Here is a 25,554-nt window from a genome sequence, read left to right on the forward strand (position 1 = left end):
GTTACTTCGTAACAGCCGCTTCCCACTCTGCGATTTGAATTTCGTATTGCTCCAGCAGCTTGCTCAACGCCAGCTTGATTTCCTCTGCGTCATCGGCCTGAACGGCCTTCGCCAGACCGATCTCGGCACGAATGAACGACATGTCAGCATCGCCCGCCGCTGTAATAGCAGCCGTAGTTCCCGCGACTTCAACGGCTTCGCCGACGGTGAAGCTCATATTTGCAACACCCTCGTTCAATTGCACGGCTTCCAACTTAATCGGAGTGCTATCAGCCTTCGCAAGTTCGAGAGGCTCAACCTCTGTAGCAGACCCCGAAGCGTTCACGGATTGCAGCGCAACCGTGCCTTCTTCGATATTGGTGAGCTGGATGCCGTCTTTGATGTTAAATGTGGCTACTTCCCCCGCAGGTGCAGGTAAAGCCTCAACGGAGAGCGTAGAGCTCTTGAACGAAGCCGTTGTCCCGACATGCTTCTCATATTGCTCCAGCGCTTTCTTCCAAGCCCGCACCGTCTCCGGCGCATATTGCTCGGCGAGCTCTACGGGGTTATTGAAGCTGTACACGACGGAAGCGGCTTCAACCGAGCTTGCCTTGGTCAGCGTGGCCAGCTGGTGCTTCGTGTCGTAAACCGTTGTTTGGTTGTCGCCGGCGCTGGCTGCGCTCGACAAGGTTGGAGCGGCAATGGCGCTCAGCAGCAAGGCGGATGACAGGACGGCTCTTGAAATAACTAATTTGTGGTTCATATCGGTTCACTCTCCTAATCGGTTTGTCTTACAGCTCTAACAGTAAAGGACGAGTGTGGCATAACGTTGGTGTATTTGTGGAAAAACGATGGCACGCCCCCATTGGCCAGGCCTGCTTGGTATACTTGTTACATCTAAGGCTTGTGTGGAGGGGTATGAAATTGAACGCTTCAATCACCGAATATCGCATCGCCGTCGTGGACGACGATCAACATATACGCCATCTGGTGGAAATGTATTTGCGCAAGGAAGGGTATGAGACGGTTGGTCTTGAAACGGCCGAGGACGCGTTGGAGCTATGGCGGACAAGCCCGCCCGATCTATGGGTGCTCGATATTATGCTTCCGGGCATGGATGGCTACGAGCTGTGGCAGACGAATCCGCAACGAAGCGGAGGTGCCTATTATTATGATTTCGGCCAAGGACACGGAGGTCGATAAAATATTAGGTTTGGAGCTTGGCGGCGACGATTATATGGTGAAGCCGTTCAGCCCGCGCGAGCTGGTGGCCCGGGTTAATCGTCAATTGAAGCGTTGGTATAAACGGAATCAAGTCGAGGACGGCAATCCGTCAGGAGCTTTAACCGCAGCACAGTCCAAATCGCGACTGGAGCTAGGCGAGTTGGCGCTGCTTCCGGAGGAGAGGCGCGTGTTCTGGCAAGAGGAGGAGGTCGAGATGACCAGCAAGGAGTTTACGATGTTGAGAGTGTTCATCGAGCAGCCCAATCGCGCCTTCACTAGATCCGACCTGTTAATGCTTGTATGGGGCGACGATTATTTCGGCAGCGACCGTGCTGTCGATCATTTAATCAAACGCATCCGCAAAAAAATCGAGCATCTCCCCATTGAATCCGTGTGGGGACACGGTTACCGCATGCGAACGGAACGGAGCGTGAATGAATAGATGAAGCTTGTCCACCAAATCAATATTGCCTTTGGAGTCGCGCTCGTCATTGTGTTGTCCATCACTGCGGTGCTTATTCATTATGTGCTGCTGGATCACTTCATGGTCGCTCAGAAGCAGGACATGGCTCAGGTCAGTGCCGAAATAACGAAATCGCTTGAGCATTTTACGACGTTGTCGGCCGTTTCATCGATCGATAAAGGGACGGTAGCTTCGGAATCCGTGACGCTTACGCCTGTGACCGCGGCTGGCATAGCTGCCATTGTGACGGATGCGGAAGGCAATTATGTAGATGTGAAAGCAGGAGAATTTACACCTTCCGTTTCCTTTCAACTGCAGCCGTCAGCCAAGCTGGAGGCAACGGTGGCAGGCGCGGTGACCGTAGAGAACCTTGATTCCGTAAGCTTGCAAAAAATATGGGACGGAACCGACAGCCGTTATATTTCCAGCGTCACCAGCGTCCCTCAAGGGAAGCTTACGCTTCTGACCTCCGTCAGCAAAATCGAAGAAATCGAGCGGGCGCTGCTCGGACGGCTGCTCCTCGTATTCGCGATTGGCGGCGTACTTATGCTTGTGCTCAGCCATCTCATTACGAGAAAGCTTATTAAGCCGTTAATGAGGCTGAAGGAAGAGCTGACGAAGGTGAAAGGCAGACAGTTCGCCGACGTGCAGCTTGTGAAGGCAAGCGGCGAGATTGGCTCGGTAGCGCGTACGGTGCATGAAATGGCCGGAGAGCTGAATCGATTCAGCCGAGCGCAGAAGCAGTTTTTCCAGAACGCCTCGCATGAGCTGAAGTCGCCGTTAATGTCCATTGCGGGATATACGGAAGGTATTCGGGACGGCATATTCGAGGGTGAATCCATTAATAAGGGACTGGACATCATATTAAGCGAGAGCGCAAGATTGAAAAACATCGTAACGGAAATGACGCTGCTCGCCAAGCTCGACAGCGAGGAAGATATTTATGAACCGGAAGTGGTCAGCCTCAAGGAACTGCTTATCGAAACGATCGAACGCGTGAACCCGATGTTGGTTAAGAAAGAGCTGTCCCTACATCCATCGGTCGATGAGCATGAAGAGCTGCTCGTGAGGGCTGATCGGGATAAGCTGCTCCAGGCGCTGCTTAATATTTCGTCCAATGCGGTTCGCCATGCAAACAAGCATATTTATATTCACGCAGCCGTCAGCAAGGGACATGTCGAATTGTCGATATCCGACGACGGAAATGGCATTCCCGAGGAATTGTTGCCGTATTTATTCCATCGCTTCGTGAAGGGCAAGGACGGCGAAAGCGGGCTTGGGCTCGCGATTGCCCGTGCGATTGTCGAGCGCTGCGGCGGCCATATTACAGCGTCTAACCGCAAAGATGGCGGAGCGGAATTCTCGCTTGCTTTCCCGGTTGTCTAATAAATTAATTATTATCAAGGGTGTAGCGGATATTGTGGCGATTGAACGATTAAAATGYGCAAAGCAGGGACGTGCGCCACGTCTTGCGGTCATGTATGCGCATTCATGGATTTTCTATCGCTTTTTTAACGTTATTTGAGCGAAAACGTTGGTTTACATTCCATTCCCAGAGGACTATGATCGTAATGCACTAAAATATATATTCACGATCGCTGAGTTTCCGCTCTCGAAGCGGAAAGCAGGGGAACCAATCGCGACGCGCAGCATAAGCGAAAGCTTGCTACGTCGCCGGGGTGAATCCGAGAGTCGCTGCCTTTATGAAGGCTCGCTCGAGGTAGGGCGACTCTAAACGCCCGAATCCGTCAGCTAACCTTGTAAGCGTGTATGGAGAGGTGAATCAACTACGGCTCGTCTTATAGCCGCGGGGATTTCCCTGCGGCTTTTTTTGTTGTGCTCTTTTTTAAGGAAAACCATTCATTGACGGCGGTGACAGCATGTTAGCTTCAATCAAAAGATTATTAATCGGTCGACCGCTCAAGTCGAAGGAACTAGGCGAGCAGAAGCTCGCTAAGACGAAGGCGCTCGCTATTCTGTCTTCGGACGCATTATCTTCGGTTGCTTATGGTCCGGAACAAATTCTGCTTGTGCTAATGACGATTGGCGTAGCGGCGTTCTGGTATTCTGTTCCGATTGCAATTGGCGTATTGATTTTATTGACGGCATTAATTTTATCGTATCGACAAATTATTTTCGCTTATCCGCATGGCGGCGGCGCTTATGTTGTATCGAAACAAAATCTCGGCCTGTTCCCGGGGCTCATATCAGGCGGCGCGCTGCTGGTCGATTATATATTGACCGTTGCGGTAAGCGTATCGGCTGGAACCGACGCGATTACGTCGGCTTTTCCCAGCCTGCACGAATACACAGTTCTGATCGCGGTGATCTTCGTCATCTTCATCACGATATTGAACTTACGGGGCGTGACGGAATCGGCTTCGATTCTCTCTTATCCGGTGTACTTGTTCGTGCTGGCGCTGTTCATCATGATCGGCGTCGGTATCTACAACATCGCTACCGGTCACGTATCGCCGGAGCTGCATCCGCCGCTTGGCACGCCGGTTGCGGGTATTAGCTTGTTCTTGCTGCTGCGTGCTTTCGCATCGGGCAGCTCGGCACTGACGGGCGTTGAGGCGATATCGAACGCGATTCCGAACTTCAAGGATCCTGCTCCGAACAATGCGGCGAAGACGTTGGTTGCGATGGGAGCGCTGCTTGCGGTGTTATTTTCCGGTATCGTATGGCTCGCTTATTATTACGGGATTTCGCCAAAGGTGGAAGTGACGGTCGTATCGCAGATCGCCGAAGAGACGTTCGGACGCAACATTATGTATTATTTCATTCAAGGCACGACGGCACTAATTCTCATTCTTGCGGCTAATACGGGCTATTCGGCTTTCCCGCTGCTTGCGGTGAATTTGGCGAAGGATAAGTTCATTCCGCGCATGTTCACGGTGAGGGGCGATCGGCTCGGTTACTCGAACGGCATTATTATTTTGGGCGTACTGTCCATCATCCTCATTATTACGTTCCACGGGCAGACGGAGCATCTCATCCCGCTATATGCGGTAGGCGTGTTCATCCCGTTCACGCTGTCGCAGACGGGCATGATCGTGAAGTGGATTCGCGAGAAGCCGAAGGGTTGGGTAACGAAGCTTATCATTAATGCGACGGGCGCACTCATTAGCTTCGTTGTCACGATGATGTTCTTCCTAACGAAGTTCGAGCAAGTATGGTCGATTCTCATATTCTTGCCGCTAATCATTTATTTGTTCATGCGGATTAAGAAGCATTATGAAGCGGTAGGGGAGCAGCTGCGTCTGGCGACCTGCGAGCCTCCAGTTGCGATAGAGGGCAACGTCATTATTTTGCCGGTAGCCGGCATTACGCATGTCGTCGAGAACTCGATCAACTACGCGAAGTCGCTGAAAGCCGAACAGATTATTGCGGTGTACATTCCTTTCGAGCGGGAGGATGAAGCGGCATTCGAGGAGAAGTGGGAGAAGTTTATGCCTGACGTAAGGTTGGTGACGCTCCACTCGCCATATCGAACGATCATCCATCCGCTGCTCAAGTTCGTCGATACCGTTCAGCGTAAGGCAAGCGAGTCGAACTATCAGGTGACGGTTGTCATCCCGCAGTTCATTCCGAAGAAGGGCTGGCATAATATTTTGCACAACCAGACCAGCTTCATGATTCGAGCCAATCTGCTTCATCGCAAAGACGTGATCGTAACGACCGTTCCGTATCATTTGAAAAAATAATAGGTTGGTTTAAAGGGAGAGGCTGCACCATAAGCGTACTTATGGGCAGCCTCTTTATTGTGGGGTTATCAATAACGGGAATTCCTCCCGTTAATTTCAGAATTATTAGGTTTGAGAACGAAATAGCTCCGTTTTCCGGCGTTAATTTTTCCACTATGGCGACGATTTGCAGATAGGCCTGATATTAACGGGAATTTTTCCAGTTATTACTCCGAAATGGCCTACAGCCTCGAAAATAAAAGGAGTAATTCCAGTTATTTAGGTATGGTATTGGCATTGGCAACCTTCGTATGCTTAACCGTGCAAGCTGCTTGAGCTTTTGGCACGACTCGGGTGCAACTGCGCTTTCGGTATGAACGCATGAATGGCAAATGCGGCATACATAATGAAGAACGACATGAGGAAATACCCATACCTCGAAAAGGTGATGAACGGAAGCGCCGTTACGATAAAATACAGCGCCGTTAACCATAAGAGCGACAAATCCTTGCGTCGAACTTTCATCACTAACGTCATAATGAAGCCTAAGATTCCTATGCCGATCATAACGAAATGCGTTGATTTGACGAAATGCGGCTTTAGTCCGAAAATCTCTTTCCAGTAATAAGGAACTTTGAACATATCATTGACGCGATCCCCCGTGTATTGCCAAAGGTAAGTCATAGGCTGTGTTCGGAAGCCGTAATTTCGAATTTTCACGGCGAGCTCCTTCTGGAATCGATCCGAATCGATGCGATTGGTCGCGGATGCGATCTTATCGAAGTCGTCCTTGAATTTCTCGACTGCACCCGGCGGATACTGCCATTCAAGCTGAGAGCCAAGCAGCGAAGGATTACCCGATGACAACGTGAGCGGAATAAACTCATGGAAAACAATCGCGTTGCGGATCCACCAAGGAGACATGCACAGTAGAACGATGCCGGATACGACAAGGGCGGGCTTAATGAGCTGCTTCACCCGGTAGCCGTGAATAAGCATGTACACCAAGAAGACGAGCGGAAGCAGGGCAAAGTTAGGCCGCTCATAGATGCCTAGGCTCAAGCTTGCAGCAGCTAATGCGAATAACGGCAAGCTATGCCGTGTGACAGCCAAGTAGCCGGCGTAAAGAAACAGCCAAAGGAAGAACTGGCCGAGCACCTCCGTAAGAATGAGGTTGGCAGCGACATAGTTCGGTATATAGAGCGCGAATAAGAGCGCTGCAATAAGTCCGAACCGTTCATTAAGCAGACGACGGCTGAATAAATAGAATAGAACGATCGTGCCCGCCAAAAACAATATTTGCACGACGCGGAAAGCTTGTATACCTCCCCAATATCCGAACAGCTTCATACAAAAGGCGAGAACGAACGGAAGACCCGGCATGATGAATACGGTAGATACGTCCGGCTCATGGTAGGTGAATATTCCATGCTGCAGAAGCGTCTCTGCACTGCGGATGTATTTTACGTCATCGTTGTTATATTCGGTGAAGCTTCCGAGATACATGTCATGGCCTTGGCTGAATGTAATGTACGTGCTTATGATGACGACGAACGATACGATTAGGACAAGGGCGTGGCAGCTAGTGAATGACCGCCATTTGGTTAACATGGTGAAACACTACCTTTCTTGTTATAAACAATCTGCGAACAACATCGTCGCAGGATTACTTATTGTAGCATGAGTTCCTGTTATATGGTATCAGACGGACTTATCTGCCAAATTGTTACTTCGACTAGGGAAAGCTATCGTTCTATACACATATAGTTAACTACTGCTATTAGTGAGTAGGGGAGATGACAGGTATGGGAAAAGGGTTTCGTTCGATGGTTCATTTCCTGAAGCCGGAGGGTCCGTATAATCTGTTCGTTCGGTTCATAAGTCCGAACCCGGTTACGCCTACCGTACCGGTATCGCGTGTGCCTGTCATAAGCAAGGAAGCGTTCATTAGTCCGTTTGTAAGCATTATCGGGGACGTGACGATTAAGGGAGGGGTGTTCGTGGCGCCTAGCGCAAGCATACGCGCAGACGAAGGGACACCGTTCTACATTGGCGATCGCACGAATCTGCAGGACGGCGTTATTTTACACGGGTTGAAGGATGAATACGTAACGGTCGGAGGCAGTCGCTATTCAATCTATATTGATTCGGAGGTTACGTGCGGACATGGCGCGATCATCCACGGACCTGCGCTGCTCGGGGTGGGCTCGTTTGTCGGCTTCCATGCGCTCGTGTTCGATGCGGAGCTGGGCAGCGGCGTATTTGTTTCCAATCACGCCGTCGTAACCGGCGGTGTCCGTGTCGCAGATAATCGGTTCGTTCCACCTGGGGCTGTGATCGACATGCAATCGAAAGCCGATGGTCTTAGCCTATTGCCGATGGAGAAGCAACAGTTCGCGAAGGAGGTTCAGCGCGTGAACCAAGCTTTTCCGGCAAGCTACAGCATGCTGTTCGGAGAGCGGCGCTGCTCCTGCGGCCTTGCAGCCGAATCGCGGCGGCAGAAATGAATTCTTAATAGGATTAATAACTAGTTTCTTAATAGCGTACACTACCGGTAAAAAGTTAAGGTGGTGAAACGTCTATGAAGTGCAGAGCTGTCATAAGGGGATTATTGTTTGTGTGCGGTGTGATAGTAATCCAGATCCATACAGTCGGTGCAGAACCACGCGGCGATGTTCCTCCGTTTGAGAAACCTTATTTAGATGGGGGCTTTAAATCGGTTGAAGAAGCTTTGCAAGAATGCGAAACGCTACATCATAAAGAACTTAAACTGCCCTATAAATTGCCTCCGATCGCGTTTACCCATCACTTTGGCAGCTGCTATAACGACAAGGAATACCATAAAAACGATGAATTGGGTATCGAGTATCTTCATGAAAAGAAAGGCGAAAATCATTACAAGATTGATGTAAGACCAAGCTCGCAAAAATTAAACTTTGAAAAATCGAGAAGAATAAAACAAAGCTACACGCTCCAGGACGGTAATCGAGCACTCTACATGGAAATGCCCATTCCGATGTCTAAGAGAGGATTCAATATACTCGTATTTGAAAAGGACGGATGGCAATACCTACTGTCTATTGATAGCCGGGTAGAAGACAAAGTAACCGTTCATATACTGCTTGAAATAGCCAACTCGATAAAATGAAGATCATATGGTAAGCTATAGGAAATTAATGTCATTTGGTCTTGAGGAATTAAAATTCTAAAATTAAATGAGGGATCGTATGAATCAACCATTATTCAAACAGCTTGAATTCATCCGCCAGCAGACTATTAAGGCAGTAGAGGGGATTTCCGAGAGCACACTGGACATCGTTCCGAAAGGGTTCAATAACAATTTAAGATGGAATTTAGGGCATATTTATTTGGTTCAAGAGAAGTTTGCTTTTTATTTTTCCGGGGAGACCGTGCAATTGCCGGAGAGTTTCGAACGCTGGTTCGGAAGAGGGACGAAACCGGCTGATTGGGAAGGAGAACTTCCGAGCTTGGATACGTTGCTTGCAATGTTGGCCGAGCAGCCGAAGCGTATCGAGCACACTTTGATTGGTCGCTTGGATGAGCCGGTCAAAGATTCGTATACGACAGGGTCGGGACTTACGATAAGCACAATAGGGGAGTTTCTGAACTACACACTCTACCATGAGGGTTTGCACTTCAACTCGATAAACCTGATTAAACGTTTTGCCAATTAACGAAGAAGGTCATCCCTTGCATCAATGCAAAGAATGACCTTCTTCTTATTTACTTCGTATACTTCTCGACCACAGCGGCAAGCTCGTCCCATTGCTCGCATTGCTCCCAGTGGAACGATGCAGGTAGCTCGTACATCTCTTCCCACGAACGCTTCTGCAAATGCGGCTTCAAAATCTGTTCCACTGTGATATCTTGCATCAGCGTTCTCATCCGGAACTGCAGCGGATAGCGCTCCTCTACGGAGATCGGTTTGAAGTAGGTCGCCGCCATGTAATCGACCAGCGCCTCGCCTTTCTCTTGCTCCTTATGTTGATTCCAGACCAGCTTGATCTCTTCGGTCAATTGACGCCAAGGCGTGTCTTCGCGCGGATACACGATACCCATCGTAGCGGCGTCCTTGTACGTCCATAGCGCCCAAGAGACGTCATTGGCTTCGCAAAGGTCGAGCATATCCTCGATGATCGTCATCTGGAAGTCGATCTGCTCCTTCTCGAACACCAAGCCAAGCTCGCCGCACCAAAGCGGACGCTTGTATTTCTCACGGATGCTCACCAGCTTGTCGAAAGCTTCTTTGAAAATTTCCCGGCGTCTCGTACGGTCCATCTCCGGCGTCAGAACGGCCGGCTCGTCGACGAAAGGGTAGAAGTGGAACTCGTAAGCGACCTGCGGGTCGTCGACCGGATCGAGCATCGTGAAGTCGGTCGTGAACGCATTGCCCTCGATGAAAATAATATGATGCTCGTCGTATTTGCGAATTTCCGCGATGACCCTCTCATAGAACTCGTTGAATACCTTCGCGTTCGTTACCATCGAAGGCTCGTTGACGATATCGTAAGCGGCAATCCAAGGCTGATCCTTGTAGTAGTCCGCGATATGACCCCATAGCCCGATTACCGTATCGCGCAGCGCGCTGTATTCCCAGAACAGCGGCAGACCCGAGTTCGTGTCGCAATGCCAATCCGGATTTTGCCCGCCGGGAACGGAGTGGAGGTCGAGCATCGCGTAGATTTCGTATTTCTCGCATAGAGCAATGATATGGTCGAGATAGACGAAGCCTTCTTTTTTGTACACGGCGGGATTTTGATCGTCGATGAAGTACTTATAGTTAAACGGAATGCGCAAATGGTTAACGCCGATTTTTTTCAAAAATGCAAAGTCCTTCTCGCCGACGAACTCCAGCAGGAAGCGGTCGAAGAAGGCGGTGCTGCGATCCTCGCCGTACACCTCCGCGAATGCTTGCTTAATCATCGTGTCCGTGCCGGGCAAGCCGATCATGAAATGCTCCAGGTTCATCCACGAGCCGAGACCGAAGCCCCGAAATACGATCTTTTCGCCGTTAACCGTAAAATCCTCGCCGCGAACTTGAACGAATTTTTCCAGTTGAATAGTCATATAGAAGTCCTCTTTTCTTTAATATAGTAATTAGTTTTTCATGCCTGTCGTCGCAACGCTTTGAATGAAGAACCGTTCGCCGATCAGGAAGACAATAACCATCGGAATGGTGGCCAGCACCGTACCCGCCATCAGCAAGCCGTAGTCCATCGTGTGTTCGGTTTGGAACGACTGCAAGCCGAGCTGAAGCGTCTTCAGCGATTCGTCGTTCAGGTAAATCATCGGCGCCAAATAGTCGTTCCACATAAACGTGAAGGTAAAGATCGAGAACGTGGACAAGCTCGCGGCCGATAGCGGCATAATGATCCGCCAAAATATTTTCCACTCGCTAAACCCGTCGACACGAGCGGCTTCGTTCAGCTCGCCAGGCAAGCTCATGAAAAACTGACGCATCAGAAAGATGCCGAAGCCGCTGAACAATTGAATCAAGATGTAGCCGCCATGCGTGTTGTACAGCCCCAAGCTGCTGACGACGGCGAATTGCGGAACCATGATGGAGTGCCAAGGCATCATTAAGTTGGCCATAAACAGGATGAAGAGCGTGCTCTTGAACGGCACCTTGAGCTTGGCGAACGCATAAGCGGCCATGGAGCAGATCAGCACTTGAAGCACGGTAATGACGACGGACAGCATGACGGTGTTCATGAAATATTTGCCGAAAGGAATGATCGTCCATACCTCTTTGAAGTTATTGAGATATAACGACGATGGAATCCAGTTATTCGGGTTCTGGAAAAGGTCGATATCCGTGCGCAGCGAAGTCGAGATCATCCATAAGAACGGAAAGAGAGTGGCGACCGAGAAGGCAACCAGAATAAGCAGCAGCACATAATACAAGAGCTTGCTAGTCTTCGATTTAGTGACGGCTTCCATTATGCGTACCTCCCATTTTAGTAAGTCACCCATTTTTTCTCGAGCCTGAATTGAATGAGCGATATGACCATAATGATGAGGAACAGGACGGTCGACATCGCTGCGGCATACCCCATCTTGTAGTTGATGAATGCTTCTTGAAAAATGCGGAATACCAATACGTTCGTTGAACGCCCCGGCCCGCCGTCGGTCATGACGGATACGAGATCGAACACTTGGAAAGAGTTAATGATGGTTAAAATTAATACCATAAACAACGTCGGCGATAGACTTGGCAGCGTAATATAGAAAAACTGCTGCAGCTTGCCCGCGCCGTCCAGTCTAGCGGATTCATACAAATGCTCGGGAATGCCTTGAATGCCCGCGAGCAGAATAATCATGTAGTAGCCGAAGCTCTTCCACACCGCGACAATGACGACGGCAAGAAGCGCCCACTGCGAGGACATAAGCCACTCCGGCGGATTCGATATGCCGATCGCTTCCAGCATATGATTGATCGGGCCGGACATCGGGTTGAACAATAGTCCCCAGACGATCGCAACGGATACCATCGACGTAATTTGCGGAAAATAAAAGGCCATGCGCAAATATTTGCGCAGATGCAGAATGCTGTTCAGCGCTATAGCAGACAGCAAAGCTAGCAGCATCGTTAACGGCACGAATAATAGCGTGTATATAAAATTGTTTTTCAGAGAAACACGGAAATAATCGTCCTGCAGCAGCCTCGCGTAATTATCCAAACCAACGAAATTAGGCGTAATATTGAAGCCGCCGTAATCCGTGAAGCTCATGACGATGCCATACACTAACGGAACGAGAATGAATACGGCAAATAAGACGAAGGCCGGTAGAATGAATAACGTCCCTGTTAGGTATGACTTGTAGTTGAGAAGACGTTTGTCCGTCATAGAAACAACCTCCTGATAGAATGGTATAGCTCGTGAAACAAGATCGGCCTCCGTCCTAGGATACGGAAGCCGACTGCTTAGCTATAGTTACGGTTTAAGAACGGAAGCGCGCTGTTCCATGAAGTTTTTCATGGCTTTCGCGGCATCCAGCTCCTGGAACAGATAGAGATCCCGTTGTTCGCTATAGACGCGATTGACTTCGTCGATCTGGGCAATCGGCTGGTTTTCCACAACGGTGTTCGCTTCGAAGAAGTAGCTGCTTCCTTTAATGCCGGTTGCGTTAAGGAATGATTCCTTCGTTTTGTCGCTGGCATAAGCCGGCAATACGCTGGATTCGGCAATGATCGCTTCGCCTGCTTCGCCCGTTACGAACTGGACGAACTTGAACGCCGCATCGATGTTTTTGCTGTCAGGATTAATGCCCATAAATGTGCTTACGCCGCCGACCGTAATCGGATCGCTCGTTCCGTCTGGCAGCGGAAGCGGCGCCATATCGAATTCGATGTTCGTTTTGCCGGCTTCGATATCCGCTTTCAGCATATTAATCGTCCATTCGCCGTTAACGAGCATCGCGACATTGCCGCTTTCGAATTGTTTGATCCAGTCGGTGCTCTGCGACTTCATTTGCTTATAGCTCATATGAGATTGATCCTTGTAGTAGATGCGGTCGAGATAATCGAACCAGTCCGCTACATCGTCCAAGCTGTCGTCAAGAATAGTCGTGCCCTTCTGAAGCGCGCCAAGCGGCGCGGTCATCCAGTCCGCATAGTAGCCGCCCCATTGCTTGCTAGCCCCGTCGCCCTTCGTGAGAGCCTTCGCCAGCTCGGCATATTGGTCCCATGTCAGTTGCGTAGGGTAGTTAATGCCTTCACGGTCGAAGATCGCTTTGTTGTAGAACAAAGCATATTGCGATGTGCGGTAAGGAAGCGCGTAATACTTGCCTTTCGTCAGCACCTCGGTAATATCTTGGAAGCTAGGTCCATAAGCGCCAACGTCTAGGTTCGCTTCTTTGATTCGATCGGTTATATCGAGAAGCTGGTTTTTGGAAGAGTACGTGCCTAGGCTCGTCGTGCCGTTAATGCTGTATACGTCCATTTTGGAGCCGCCGGATAGGTTGGTCATGATTTTGGTGTTATACTCATTCGAGTTGTTGCTAATCGTGTTCATCTTCACTTCGATGTCGCTGTTCTGGGCGTTAAACGCCTCAACGACCTTCTTCATATAGGCTTCTTCATCGGTCCAAGTGTAATATTCCAATACCACCTTGTCGTTGCCGTTCGTGCTGCTTGGTTCGTTCGCGTTGTTCGAGCCGCAACCTACGATCGTCGCCGCAAGCCCCGCCATAAGCGTTATACTGAGGTATCTAAAACGTTGATTCATGAAAACCCCTCCTGTATCTTTGTCGTGCTTCCATCGTAATGGCAACCGGCCGTGAACGTAAGGTTGAAGTTTTATCATCGCTTTCAAGGGGCGAGACAGGGTAAATTGGATAATGGTAGGGGATTATAGGGGAATAATAGCGCTTTACGCGGGTTATGCGGCTAGCTAGGTGTACAAAACTTCAACCTATACAGCGGCGTGTGGATCAAATAAAATCTATTTTATTTGCATGGAAAGAGAGCGGGAGGGTCGCTGGTGTTCATTTTCTTCGTGTTTATCTTGTTTATTGCGATAGCGGTATTTTGTCTGACACAGCAGAAATATACGAAAGCGACTCTCTTCATGCTGCTGATGGGGTTTGCTTATTTAATCGTCGTTTCCTGCATCATTACGTACATGTCCAAGGATGCTTACTACTACTTCAGCCTCGACGATTATTTCGGAATCAGGCAGTCGCTGCAAAATCAATTGATGTTTCTGCCGATCTCGCGCTTTGCGCTCATTCGCGTATTTAACGTGTTTACAATGATGTTTCTGTATACGGGGCTGTGCTCCGCCATTTATTTCGCTTTCAACATTTCGTCCAGACGTAGAACCTTGCTATTATCGCTGCTAGCCATTCCCTGCATCGTTCAGATCATGCTGTACGATCCTTTCTTCTACGCGCATATGTACTATCGGATGTACCCGGACTACATGACGGCGAAAGGGTTCGTCTCGCTGTATGAATCCATCCACACGGTTACGTTCGTCGTCAATACGCTGTATATTGTTGCGGGGGTAGTGCTGCTTGTATACGCTTTGTATGATGCGCCTAAAGTTCGTCAAATTCGAAGCAATATATTAATGATCTTAATCTCTTACATTTCGGTTCAAATTACGTATTATTACATGAATTATTGGGCGCCCGATATATTGATTAAAGTATCCAAAGCCGCCCATTTTATAAGGTTCAAGCCGATTAACCTCGTCGGCAACCCTTCTATTTATACAATGCTGCCGTACATTGCGGGGGTTTGTCTGTTCGTCAGCTTGTACAGCATTTACAAATACGCGCGCATCCAGAACAGCATTCGCAATCAAGAATCGGTTATTTCGCATAATATCGATTCCGCTATCTTAACGTCGCGCGTGTTCAGCCATTATATGAAGAACGAACTGCTTGCCATAATGGCGCAAACAGAGTTTTTGGAAAACATGTGCGAGAAGTCGCCGGAGGTCGTCGAGGAGATTCGGGTCATTGAACAGCGCTGCAAGAAGGTATATGATCGGCTCGACGCTGTCCATCAGAAAAATCTGAAGTCCAAAATCGAGCTGCAGCCTGTTATGCTGAATGAGCTGCTCAACAAGCTTCTGGACGATAAAAGAATGGAATTGAAGCCGATCAAGGTTCATTATGCGATGCCGCCGCGGCAGCTGGTCATTATGGCCGACCCTTATTATTTCGCGCAAGCGCTTGAAAATATTATTTCGAACGCCGTCGATGCGCTCGAATTCGTTCCGGAAAAATCGCGGCAGCTGACCATTGAGATCAACGTGAAGAACAAGTGGGTAGAGGTAGTCATTCGGGATAACGGCATCGGTATGGAGGAAGAGGCTCTTGTGCATATTTTTCAGCCGTTCTATTCCTCTAAGCCGACCGCGACCAACTGGGGCATGGGACTATCTATCTGTCACACGATCATTACGACGCATGGGGGCAAGATTAGCGCCGAGAGCAAGAAGGGCGAAGGCAGCGCCTTCCACATTGTCATGCCTTTATTGTCGACGGACATGAGCGAAAGGAGATGAGCAGCATGAGCGAGCCGAAGATTAAGGTACTTATCGTGGAAGACGATCACTTAATCGCGAAGCGGTACCAAATGATTCTCTCCAAGGACGATCAGATCGAATTCGTGGGGAGGGCGTCCAGCGGCTACGAAGGCACGATGCTGGCCGCTTTGAACAAGCCGGATATTATATTGATGGACGTGGAGCTGGAGGATAAACAGGCGGGGCTGCGGGCAACGTCCGAAATATTGAACTATATGCCCGATGTGAAAATCGTGATGCTGACCGTCTGCGAAACGGACGAAACCGTGTTTCGCGCCTTTGAACTCGGCGCTACGAATTATTTGCTGAAAAACATGCAAGCGGATGCCGTGTTGGAGGCTATCAAGGATGCCTATTACGACCAGCCGTCTCTGCATGCCAATATCGCGGGTAAGATTACGCGCGAGTTCAAACGGATCAAAACGACGGAAGACAGCTTGCTGCACAACTTCTATATTTTGACGCAGCTGACGCCTACGGAGCTTGAGGTGCTGGAGCTGCTGATGAAGGATTACACGCGCCAGGAAATATGCAAGCTGAGACATGTAGAGCCCTCGACGCTCAAATCGCAAATCAACAGCATATTGAAAAAATTCGATAAAAACAGCGTGCAGGAAATCGTGCCCGCATTGCGAGAGCTGCACATCCCGGAAATTTTGGCGCAGCGGAAGGGGAAGCCGTCAAGTTAAACGTCGTCTTGCGTATTTACTTAGACGGCTCGCCCCGCATCAGGTACGGATATAAGAGAATGATTCCGAAAACATACAGAAGCAGAGCGAATAACGCCGGCAGCAGGTGCCAAAAGTCGGTATAGCCGATCGAGAAATGCACGCTGAAACCGGCATAGAAGCCCGGAGCTCCGCCAAGCAGCAGCGTCCACCATAACCAACGAGCTCCTTGCTGAATGCCCCACAAAGCGATGATGAGAATAGCCAATGCATCGCAAAGCAGCGCGCCCCCGAAGCCGGCCCGATCATGGGCGATTAACGGCATTAACCTTGGATTGGCTGCGTCCAGCTCGGCAGGCGTTATTTTCAAATAGGCAAGATCCTCCGGAACGAATACCTCCGTAACGCCGACCGTTGCAATGGTTAGACCCCCGATCGCTAACGCAAAGCCGAGTACAACAAAGCATAATTGCCCCCACATCGCCGTACGCCATAGTCGAGTATTGCGCAAATTGACTGGCTTCCGATAGGGCTGGTCGGGGTTGCCGCGCATGGAGAGAAGGAACATAGGAAACAGCAAAGCGGCAGCGACCGCATGGAGCGGATCGAAATAGCCGTAGCCCAGATACAGAAAAAAGCTAGCAAAGCCAACCAGGCCGGAGGTTATTAAAGCCGTCTTGGCCCAGTGCAGGCCGTCCTTCAGTCCATACCTCGCCAGCTGGTAATAAAGAATGCCGATAGAAATCATTGTCCCGGCCAGCGTAATCCGATCATGCGACATGAAATGGAGCAGATGATGGTTAATGCCATGAAGCTCTTCCACGGACATGCCTATAAAATCCAAATCGTAAGGCAATAGTACAGTCGTCGCGGCAATGATCCATGAAAGGATGCCGCCAATGATCATTCCGACCCCAAGCAAGCACATCCAGCCCCAATGCTTCCAAAAGGAAGGCGTCTTGGGTTTAGTTGTATGCCGAACCCGTTCATAAATGACGGCTTCGTTGATCCGCTTCGGAAGACCCGGGCCGGCATAGACGAGTCCGCTATGCAGCATGACGGCATTCGCGCCGGCATTCATGAGGTCGAGCGCATCCTGCGGCTCATGAACGCCGCCTCCCGCTTTGATCACGAACGAGTCGCAGGAGGAGTGGTAACGGTCGCGAAGATGTTTTATTTTTTGCAGGGAAGCTGCTTTTGCTTCTCTTCCAACCTTAATCGGGTAATTGTGACTGCTAGGGTCATCCTCGCATTCGTGAATGGCTTCTCCAATAACAACCCCTTTCCAGAAAGAAGCCCCTTCCATGTCCAGCAGGCTGCATAATCTGTCATTAGGGAAGTCGGGCGGTACATAAAGAAATAGCGGCACTTGATTCGGGTTATAGGACGCTGCTACTGCTGTAAAGCGCTTGGCGATCTCTACCGTTTCCTCCAAAGAGCGAGTTCCGTTTATGATATCCACATAAAAGGCCGAAGCGCCAGAACGGCTTAGCCTTGCCATCATGTTGCAAAGCTCATGAACAGCCTCCTCCGGGGAGGAGCTGGGAAGCGGCGTAATCCGCGCCATTTGAGGCAATCGATGCCCAGGCTTGGCCATGCGGATAGCCGTACGTTCAACGCCTTCGTTTTCGTAGTAGGAGGGGTAGCGTATCGTTTCGTTCGCTTGGTCGTTCTCAATCGGCGCTTGAATGCGGACAGGGCGAACCGTAATGGGCCCATGCTCAATGAAGCCGATGCCGAACTGAGCGAACGCTTTATGAGCCGTTCCCTGCGGGTCCAAGCTGCCAGACAAGCCTACTGGCGTACTTAATGACAGTCCCGCCAGCTCTTGCTCCAGCAGCGGCGACGGCTCCATATGGCCAAGCGTCCGTATGACAAAGGGACCGCTAGGCAACTTGCTTAGGGTTCCTATGGCTTTTAACGTTATTGCTCTGCTTAGTCGTGATGGCAGTATAAATAACAAAGGTCGAAATAAGGTCTGATACGACCAGTCCGGCATAGTTGTGCTCCTTTAACCATCGGTGTACTTTTTAGACATATTTTAAAGATACTCTATACGACTGACGAAAGGAACCTATATATGGAAAAGTCCAGTTAATAGAAAAAGAGCTTACTCGGTTGCCCGAGTAAGCTCTTTTTTTGCGTTGCAGCGTATGATCACCAGTTGTTGCCGGACACTCTCGTGACGGTGAAGTTCGGGCTGCCGCTCTCGCCGTAAATGGCGGCTACGCCTGGGTTGTTGATCTTCACGTTCGTGAAGCTCGCCCCGCCGACCGCCGGGCCTTGCCCTTGCTCCGCTCTGACGACGAGTTTGATGCCGTAGCGGGTAGGGTTGTTGATGTTGACGTTCTCGACGCGAACGTTTTGCATCGCAAGATTTTCCGGCGACTTCGTCTGGAACATTAGGCCGAAGTAGACCGGATTATTGATGTCGACGTTCTTGACGAGGATGTTCTTGAACGTCCGGTCGCCGCCGAAGAACCAGATCGCGCCGAAGTTCTGGTATTCGTTGATTTTGTCGTCCGCGCCAACGCTGGTCCAGAAGTCGCCGCCGGTACGGTCGAGCGTTACGCCGTCGATGACCGTATCTTGATCCCCGAATCCGAGCGTGTTGTAGCCGAAGCTGAGGCTGCTGATCGTGAGGCCCGGATACGTAAGCGTATCTGCGCCGTACAGGTTTTGATACAGGTTGCCCGAACCGCCGTATACGGCGAACGCGGCTGCGCGTCTAACGCAAGTAGCGGTCAGATTCGAGTATACGTTGCCTACGTTGTAAGACCCGCCTGCATCCACCGCGCTGAACAAGGCGAAAGCGTCGTCGCCGGCTCCGCGCGAGTAGTTGTTGTCGATGACGTTATAGGACGAGCCGTTCGTCATGTTGATGCCGTCCGCGAACGTGTTTTTGATTCGGTTGTCTTGGAACGTATTGTAGGAGGAGTTGACGCCCCAGTACAAGCAGATGAAGTGCTCGACCCAAATGTTCTGAACCGTAACGTCCTGCATGCCGTTGCCGTCAATGAACTTGCCTGGACCGTCTGTCCGATAAACATAGTTGCCCCATGCGGACAGATCTTTGATCGTCGAACCGTTCGCGGTCGATCCGATATTGAAGCCGACATCCGTATTGGACTGGCTCTGCGGAGCGACGAGCTTCGTATGCCATGGGCCTGCGCCGATGATCTCCGTTGCACGGCCGTAGAGGAAGATTTTGCTGTTGATCGTCCACTCACCGGCAGGGATGAAGATGCCCTTCTTCGTGTTGTCTTGCCTGAATTCGTTAAGCGCCTGCTCAATGGACTTGGTAGCCGAAACTTGAACGTATTTGCTTGGATCCGGGTTGGAGGCAGCCGGCGCGACGTTTTCCGTTTCGATCATGTCGACATAAATCCAGGATACGTCGCCGGCATCCTTCTGAATCTTGATCTTCGTGCCTGCCGGATACACTTGATCGAGCATGAGCTGCGAATCTTCATAGAGCCAGTATGCAGTTAAGCCTGCCCCAGGAGCGTTGTCGTAGCCGAGTCGGCCGAGCGTGCTAGGCGTTGCGTACACGTAAGAGAACTTGGAGGTGACGTTGAAGTTGCCTTTATCGACACCGTTAGCGTAAATGCTGACCGTTCCGGTCGTACTTTCGGCTACCGCGTTGCGAAGAACGAATGCGTTCGCTGGAGCGGTAAGCGTAAACTCGACATATTCGCCCGTTGCATCGAGGTGGACGGCAGAACGTCCGGAAGCTTCGCCGGCGAAGTCGCCAGGCTTGAAGTTAGGGGCAAGCTTCGTTCCGTTCGTCGTGTTGGAGGGAGCTTCCGCCTCAATGATGGTGAACGGCATATTCGCGCCGCGGCCTACATAAAGGCTTGATGTGCTTGTGTTGTTTGCTTGCTTGATGCTTACTTCGTTCGCATCATTGGCAACCGTTGCTGTCGCGGAGTAGCTGCCATTCGCAGCGGTCCAAGTTCCCATATTGACGTTGACAGATTGGCCAGCCGTGAGCGCTCCGCTATATGAGCCGTTCAGCGTCTGAATCGTCGTGCCTGCCGCGTTCTTCAGCAGAAGCGTAATCGCATGGGCGCCGCCTGCTGATGCAACGTTGCCTTGGTTTTTCAAATTAACCGTGAACGTTACGGTGTTACCTGCGCTCGGATTGCTTGGATTCCAGGAAGCCGTTGTAATGAGGTCGGAGCTCGGCACGGGAACGACTGTCAGCGAGGACGCACTCGTAAAGCTGTTGTTGCTGTCGTTCTGCTCGATGATGGCATTGCTCTCATCGACTTTGGCGCTTACTGCGTAAGTGCCGGCATTTCTCGTTCCGGCATTCAGTGTAACCGTTGCTGAGGCGCCGGCCGCCAAAGCGCTGACCGGTGCAGAACCGACAAGCTCGCCAGCCAGATAGAAGTTGACCGAAGTTGACGGTGCGATCGCGTTGCCGTTATTTTTGACGGTTGCGCTCAATGTAATGGCATCGGTCTCGACTGGTGATGCCGGCGCGGAGGTCATGCCGGTAATCGTCAGATCCGGATTCGGAGCCGGTGTGCCGTATATTTCGAATTCCGCTACTTGACCCGCAGAAGAACCGGTGTTGGCTGTAATGTTCAAGCGTACCTGTTTGACTACAGCGGTGACCGGAATCGTGACAGAGTTGCCTGTAGCCGGATTGAACGTATACGACGCGGCGGATACGATATTGTTGAAGGTTGCCGTTTCTTGGTTGTTGCCTAATACTTGAATCGTTTGGGTGCGAGTGCCCCATTCCGTAGCCGGGTTCAGCTTCAAGACGATTGATGTGATGTTATGGTTGGAGCCGAGATCGACTGTGAGGCTACTCGGGTTACTGCTGCCTTCCCAGTATGTAGCCGTACTGCCATCGTTGCCGTTAGCTGCTACAAAAGTGTGGACGGTAGAGGAAGAGGTAATGCTTTTGTTCAATGCGACATTATTTCCAGTTGGCGTCGTAGGTGTAGGTGTAGGCGTAATCGTAGGTGTCRGAGTAGGAGATGCAGTTGGTGTAGGAGTCGGTGTTGGTGTAGGCGTTGGCGAAGCTGTTGGTGTAGGTGTAGGCGTCGTATTCGTGAATGTCAACGTAATCTGGTCCAGATTAACATTGCCGGAATCGCCCGCATCATATTTGTACGCGATCGTATTGCTGCCGGCATTCAAAGCCAGCGTTTCCGATTTCGTGCCCCATGTATCCCAGTTCGCGAGGTTAGATAGCGTTGTCTGGCGAATTTTCGTGCCGTTGACGTAAACGCTGATCGTGCGCGAACCGCCTTGGGCGTTGCCGTATTTCAAGGCAACATCGTAGTTGCCGGCTGACGCTGCGCTAACCGTAAACGTAGTTGTCGCGCCTTGTGTCCAGTAACCGTCTACGAAACCTGTGCCGGAGTATCCGGTATGATCGGTATTTACTTTGGCTCCGGAAGCGAGTGCGGCGCTTTCGGCTTGATAAGTGCCTGTAGGTGCTGTTGTAGGAGTAGGAGTAACTGGAGGCGTTGGTGTAGGTGTGACGGTTGATCCGTAAATTTCGAATTCGGAAATTTGTCCAGCTTGCCAGCCCGTGTTGGCGGAGATGCTCAGGCGAACATAACGCGTGCTGACAGCGGCAAAGTTAATCGTTACGGAGTTGCCGCTAACGGAAGGGTTGAACACATAGCTTGCAGAGCCAACGATGTCGGTAAACGATGAGCCGTTCGAGCTGCCCTGCACGGCCAACGTTTGCGTGCGCGTCTCCCAGCCTGCCGGCAGCTTCAGCACGACTTGATCGATGCTGAAGCTAGCGCCGAGATCGACTTGAATCCACTGCGGGAATGCGTTGTTCACGCTTTCCCAATACGTGCTTGCGTTGCTGTCGACGACGTTGCCCGCAACGTACACGTCGGCATGACCGCTGGAGGTTACGTTTTTGCCCGCGGCGAGGTTAGGCCCGCCAGCGGCGGACGAGTCGGAAGGGTAGAGGGTGAACTGCGACAGCAATACCACGAAGGACAGGAACAGGATGAAGGACGGATTTTTCGTAAGCCGTTTGCTCATAGAGAACATAAATAACCTCCTAGTTATATCTTTCTTAAGGAAAATAATGCGCTTACATTATTGCGCAAAACGAGTGGACTTTTGACGATCACCTCCTTAATAGAGAGATAGGTTATGTTGTTTTCATTTGTTTTCACAATTTGACAGAAGTAGAGTGTGCAGAGTTGAGGTCGCAGCGTGCAACATGCATCGTGCAAAGATAGTGGAGGATGAAAGGGTCGTTTCATGAGGCAAGGTTCGGATTGGTCGTATGAGCCTAGCATAAAGCAGTTCCCTTCATTACTGAATAGCTATTCCTACGATGATCGTGTGTTATTTTATTGTTTGGTTTATAGCGCGCAGTTTACATACATACAGTATGTATGTTAATATGAATGCAATCAACACATCAAATGACGAAATCAAGGAGGCTGTTCCAATGAAAGTAACGAGTTTTTATCCGGTCATTCAGTCGGGGAAAGTGTCGGAGACCGCAGCGTTTTACACGGCTTACTTTGGCTTTGAAAAGGTATTCGAGGCAGATTGGTACGTGAGCTTGAAGCTTGCTAACAGTGAAATTCCGTTCGAGCTGGCGATTTTGGATCCGGCGCATCCTACCGTTCCTGAGGGATATGGGGCGAGCGTAAATGGACTTATCTTGAACCTGGAGATAGAGGATGCGGATATCGAGTACGAGCGTCTTATTCAGATCGCCAAGCTGCCGCTACTGCAAGATATTCGGGATGAGGAGTTCGGTCAGCGACACTTTATTACAGCCGATCCGAACGGCGTACTGATCGATATAATTCAAGTCATTCCGCCTTCTGAAGCTTATAGCGAACAATACTTGTAAGACCCTGAATCGTCCGCTACAATGTATGACAACGAGACGGACCGGCTAGAACGGTTGACAAGCAGACGATTGGAGCTTCCTTATGGCCAGAAGAACGAAAGCAGAGACGAACGAGACGATTCATACGCTTACGGCAATAGCCAGGCGGCATTTCACGGAATACGGTTATGCGGATGCGGCGCTGGAGCTGATCGTACAGGAAGCGAACCTGACGCGAGGCGCCGTCTATCATCATTTTCGCAGCAAAAAAGAGCTGTTCCGCAGCGTGTTGGAATCGGTACAGCGCGAAGTGGCCCAGCGCGTCGAGCGGGATGCTTCCACATCGGAAGACGTATGGGAGCAGCTCTATCTGGGGTGCCGCGCGTTCGTGATGGCTGCGGTAGAAGAGAACCGCAAACGCATTATGCTGATCGACGGACCGGCAATCCTGGGCTGGAACGTATGGCGCGAAATGGATGAACAGCATGCGATGAGCTTGCTGAGAGGCCAATTGCGGCTTATGAAGGAGCAAGGTTATTTAAACCGTGCATCCATCGACGCGATGACGCATTTGTTATCGGGCGCGCTGAACGAAGCCTCGCTTTGGCTGGCGCATACGGAGACGCGGCCGGAAGCGCTGGGAGAAGCGATGCGGACGCTGAAACTGCTTTTAGAGGGCATTAAGCTGGCCGATGTTCGCCAATTATAAGAATATGTGGCTACCCGCGCGGGGAACCTCTATTTTACGTGTAATTTCGGTGATTCTTTTTCCGATTGCGACTGCACAGACAGGATGTTGTCGGGGCGAAGGCGGCAAGAAATTAGCGCTTTAAATGCAAAAACCGCGCAGCTGTGCAGTTGCGCGGTTTTTGGTATTATTTCATCCGGTTCACGAGCCCGGTCACTAGCTTGCTGAGCGACTCCCTCCCGATGAAGGGGGCGAGACTTGCGAGCAGGTCGGGATTGTAGTTGTCCTCGTTCATTCCTTCCAGCAGCTTCTCGATATGAGCCTTGCCAAGGAAGGGGGCCAACCCTACGATGCGGCTCGCATCTAGACTGCCATCGGTAACTTGGTCGACAAGTTGGCTGAGCGTATGTTGACTGATGAAGGGAGCAAGACTTTGCACGGCGCTCCAGCTAATGTTGCCGTTCGCTGCTTGCGTGACGAGTTTGTCTATGTCTTCCCGGTGGAGGAAGGGGGCGAGTCCGACGATTTGCGATAAATCGGCCGTACTGGCGATTGTCCGGTCGACTAACCTGCCAAGCGCTTCCCTGCTAACGAACGGGGCGAGCGAACCAACCGTTTCCCAAGGTATTTCGTTATCGGCTGCTTGAACTACGAGAGCGTCGATCGTCTCCGTGGGCAGGAACGGCGCCAACTGTTGAATGACGTTCATGCTGAACCTTGCGTGATCTACCTTATCGGTGACCTGCTTCAGCGTGCTTGCTTTCATTAACGGAGCAACCTCCACGAGTTCATCCGCTTCCATGCTGCCGTCGTTCACCATAGCGGCTACTTGATCGGTTTCGTCGACAGCTATTTTCTCAATAATGGTGCCTGTGTGGTGACTATGCCCGTCTCCAGCAAGTCCGCCATTGATAATGTCGTCGACGCTCGTGTCGTAGAACTTCGCCAGCCCCGGCAAAGTTCCGATATCAGGCATCGACTCCCCGCGCTCCCACTTCGAGACGGCTTGGTGGCTCACGTTCAGTTGATCGGCCACCTCCATTTGCGTCAAATCCTTCTCTTTCCTAAGCTTCGAGATGTAGGCTCCAATCAAACGCAGATCAAGCATTCCGATTCCTCCTAAAAGGTTACGTACAGCGCGCACTGTCAATAACAGCATAGCATGCGGGCGATCGGCAGCCTATCAATTGTTGGTAGAATTAAGGTTTGCAACCAGCGGTAGAATTCAAAGCAATATCCGCCTCTTTACCGCGTAACAATGTTATGTTACATTAATATCTGAAAGGGGCGGTATCATGGACGATGAACTCATATCCAAGAAAGAGCTGCTTGAGCTGACGGGTATTTCATACGGACAGTTGTACCGATGGAAGCGCAAAAACCTCGTGCCGGAGGATTGGTTTATCCGGAAGTCCGCATTTACGGGACAAGAGACGTTTTTTCCGAAGCAACGAATGCTGGCCAGAATCGATAAAATCATTAACATGAAGGATGATTTGTCGCTCGATGAGCTGGCTGAAGTGTTTTCGCCAACGCCTGCCGGACTGGCACTCAGTGTGCAGCAATTAATTGAACGAAACATTGTTACGAATGTTACAGCGGATTTTGCGGAAGAGCAAATGGGCAGATTGCCTCTCTACACCTTCGAGCAGACGATGTACTTTTACATATTGGACCAAAGCTTGTTGACGGGCGAGATGAGCCTGGACGAGGGCAAAAACTTGCTTCGAACGTTGACGGAGCATTACCCGAAATTCGAGGGCAAACCTTGTGATCTATATTTGATTCGCAAAATGGGCGTATCGACGTTTTTTCTTATGGCATCGGGAAGCGAGCTTTACATGGAAAGCGGCGTTAGAATTGCCCTGCATATTCCTATTGCCAAGTGTATCGAGGAATTGAAGCTGAAGCTGTCGTCTTATTAACAAGAGGTGAAGGGGGATATGT

Annotated in this window: 19 protein-coding genes, 1 pseudogene and 1 riboswitch; of the genes and pseudogenes, 11 read left to right on the forward strand and 9 right to left on the reverse strand. The window is 50.6% G+C overall.

The genetic code is table 11. The annotated features are described in order from the left end of the window. Position 1 precedes the first annotated feature (1 nt). The gene (locus AB4Z33_RS02665; RefSeq protein ID WP_442048413.1) at positions 2-742 is read right to left on the reverse strand and encodes a hypothetical protein; all 741 of its coding nucleotides are present in this window, start codon (positions 740-742) and stop codon (positions 2-4) included. A gap of 155 nt (positions 743-897) precedes the next feature. Between AB4Z33_RS02665 and AB4Z33_RS02670 the strand changes: the two are divergent. The 3 genes and pseudogenes from AB4Z33_RS02670 to AB4Z33_RS02680 all read left to right on the forward strand — a co-directional run bounded on the left by AB4Z33_RS02670 (position 898) and on the right by AB4Z33_RS02680 (position 5,373). Then, positions 898-1,645 (forward strand): annotated as a pseudogene (locus AB4Z33_RS02670) (response regulator transcription factor). Further along, positions 1,646-3,052, forward strand: a complete 1,407-nt coding sequence (locus AB4Z33_RS02675; protein WP_442048414.1) for a sensor histidine kinase — start codon at positions 1,646-1,648, stop codon at positions 3,050-3,052. It abuts the pseudogene before it with no gap. Positions 3,053-3,252: 200 nt separating this feature from the next. Further along, positions 3,253-3,449: riboswitch (cyclic di-AMP (ydaO/yuaA leader) on the forward strand. Positions 3,450-3,546: 97 nt separating this feature from the next. Further along, positions 3,547-5,373, forward strand: a complete 1,827-nt coding sequence (locus AB4Z33_RS02680) for an APC family permease (protein WP_442048415.1) — start codon at positions 3,547-3,549, stop codon at positions 5,371-5,373. Positions 5,374-5,667: 294 nt separating this feature from the next. Here AB4Z33_RS02680 and AB4Z33_RS02685 read toward each other — a convergent pair whose 3' ends face one another. Further along, entirely contained in the window at positions 5,668-6,963 is a 1,296-nt protein-coding gene (locus AB4Z33_RS02685) for a glycosyltransferase family 39 protein (RefSeq protein ID WP_442048416.1), read from the reverse strand. Between the two features lie 194 nt (positions 6,964-7,157). Between AB4Z33_RS02685 and AB4Z33_RS02690 the strand changes: the two genes are divergently transcribed. The 3 genes from AB4Z33_RS02690 (at position 7,158) to AB4Z33_RS02700 (ending at position 9,047) form a co-directional block, all read left to right on the forward strand. Beyond that, positions 7,158-7,859, forward strand: coding sequence for a carbonate dehydratase (locus AB4Z33_RS02690; protein ID WP_442048417.1), 702 nt, complete (start codon positions 7,158-7,160; stop codon positions 7,857-7,859). Between the two features lie 74 nt (positions 7,860-7,933). After that, positions 7,934-8,500 carry a hypothetical protein gene (locus AB4Z33_RS02695; RefSeq protein WP_442048418.1) on the forward strand — a complete coding sequence of 189 codons (567 nt, stop codon included), beginning with the start codon at positions 7,934-7,936 and terminating at the stop codon, positions 8,498-8,500. Positions 8,501-8,579: 79 nt separating this feature from the next. Beyond that, the gene (locus AB4Z33_RS02700) at positions 8,580-9,047 is read left to right on the forward strand and encodes a DinB family protein (protein ID WP_442048419.1); all 468 of its coding nucleotides are present in this window, start codon (positions 8,580-8,582) and stop codon (positions 9,045-9,047) included. 49 nt (positions 9,048-9,096) lie between these two features. Here the strand turns inward: AB4Z33_RS02700 and AB4Z33_RS02705 are convergent, their stop codons facing one another. The 4 genes from AB4Z33_RS02705 to AB4Z33_RS02720 all read right to left on the reverse strand — a co-directional run bounded on the left by AB4Z33_RS02705 (position 9,097) and on the right by AB4Z33_RS02720 (position 13,601). After that, positions 9,097-10,440, reverse strand: a complete 1,344-nt coding sequence (locus AB4Z33_RS02705) for a glycoside hydrolase family 5 protein (RefSeq protein ID WP_442048420.1) — start codon at positions 10,438-10,440, stop codon at positions 9,097-9,099. 30 nt (positions 10,441-10,470) lie between these two features. Further along, complete coding sequence (locus tag AB4Z33_RS02710) at positions 10,471-11,313, reverse strand: carbohydrate ABC transporter permease (RefSeq protein ID WP_442048421.1); 843 nt, start codon at positions 11,311-11,313, stop codon at positions 10,471-10,473. Between the two features lie 17 nt (positions 11,314-11,330). Then, the gene (locus AB4Z33_RS02715) at positions 11,331-12,221 is read right to left on the reverse strand and encodes a carbohydrate ABC transporter permease (protein ID WP_442048422.1); all 891 of its coding nucleotides are present in this window, start codon (positions 12,219-12,221) and stop codon (positions 11,331-11,333) included. Positions 12,222-12,308: 87 nt separating this feature from the next. Further along, entirely contained in the window at positions 12,309-13,601 is a 1,293-nt protein-coding gene (locus AB4Z33_RS02720) for an ABC transporter substrate-binding protein (protein ID WP_442048423.1), read from the reverse strand. Positions 13,602-13,856: 255 nt separating this feature from the next. On the opposite strand from AB4Z33_RS02720, the gene AB4Z33_RS02725 reads away from it, so the two are divergent. Both AB4Z33_RS02725 and AB4Z33_RS02730 read left to right on the forward strand, forming a co-directional pair. Beyond that, on the forward strand, positions 13,857-15,392 hold the full coding sequence (locus AB4Z33_RS02725) for a sensor histidine kinase (RefSeq protein WP_442048424.1): 1,536 nt from the start codon (positions 13,857-13,859) through the stop codon (positions 15,390-15,392). Between the two features lie 5 nt (positions 15,393-15,397). Then, on the forward strand, positions 15,398-16,102 hold the full coding sequence (locus AB4Z33_RS02730; protein ID WP_442048425.1) for a response regulator: 705 nt from the start codon (positions 15,398-15,400) through the stop codon (positions 16,100-16,102). Positions 16,103-16,118: 16 nt separating this feature from the next. On the opposite strand, the gene AB4Z33_RS02735 is transcribed toward AB4Z33_RS02730, so the two are convergent. Continuing rightward, on the reverse strand, positions 16,119-17,975 hold the full coding sequence (locus AB4Z33_RS02735; RefSeq protein WP_442048426.1) for a hypothetical protein: 1,857 nt from the start codon (positions 17,973-17,975) through the stop codon (positions 16,119-16,121). Between the two features lie 263 nt (positions 17,976-18,238). Then, positions 18,239-22,117 (reverse strand): galactose-binding domain-containing protein, encoded by a 3,879-nt coding sequence (locus tag AB4Z33_RS02740; RefSeq protein ID WP_442048427.1) that lies wholly within the window; start codon positions 22,115-22,117, stop codon positions 18,239-18,241. A gap of 409 nt (positions 22,118-22,526) precedes the next feature. Between AB4Z33_RS02740 and AB4Z33_RS02745 the strand changes: the two genes are divergently transcribed. Beyond that, positions 22,527-22,940, forward strand: a complete 414-nt coding sequence (locus tag AB4Z33_RS02745) for a VOC family protein (RefSeq protein ID WP_442048428.1) — start codon at positions 22,527-22,529, stop codon at positions 22,938-22,940. A gap of 82 nt (positions 22,941-23,022) precedes the next feature. Further along, entirely contained in the window at positions 23,023-23,628 is a 606-nt protein-coding gene (locus AB4Z33_RS02750; protein WP_442048429.1) for a TetR family transcriptional regulator, read from the forward strand. Between the two features lie 166 nt (positions 23,629-23,794). Here AB4Z33_RS02750 and AB4Z33_RS02755 read toward each other — a convergent pair whose 3' ends face one another. Next, the gene (locus AB4Z33_RS02755; RefSeq protein WP_442048430.1) at positions 23,795-24,715 is read right to left on the reverse strand and encodes a helix-turn-helix domain-containing protein; all 921 of its coding nucleotides are present in this window, start codon (positions 24,713-24,715) and stop codon (positions 23,795-23,797) included. Between the two features lie 187 nt (positions 24,716-24,902). Here AB4Z33_RS02755 and AB4Z33_RS02760 point away from each other — a divergent pair, with 187 nt between their 5' ends. After that, positions 24,903-25,532, forward strand: coding sequence for a YhbD family protein (locus AB4Z33_RS02760; protein WP_442048431.1), 630 nt, complete (start codon positions 24,903-24,905; stop codon positions 25,530-25,532). Positions 25,533-25,554 lie beyond the last annotated feature (22 nt).

It is taken from the genome of Paenibacillus sp. 2TAB19, from assembly GCF_052115185.1.
In the GTDB taxonomy this organism is placed as follows: Bacteria; Bacillota; Bacilli; order Paenibacillales; family Paenibacillaceae; genus Pristimantibacillus.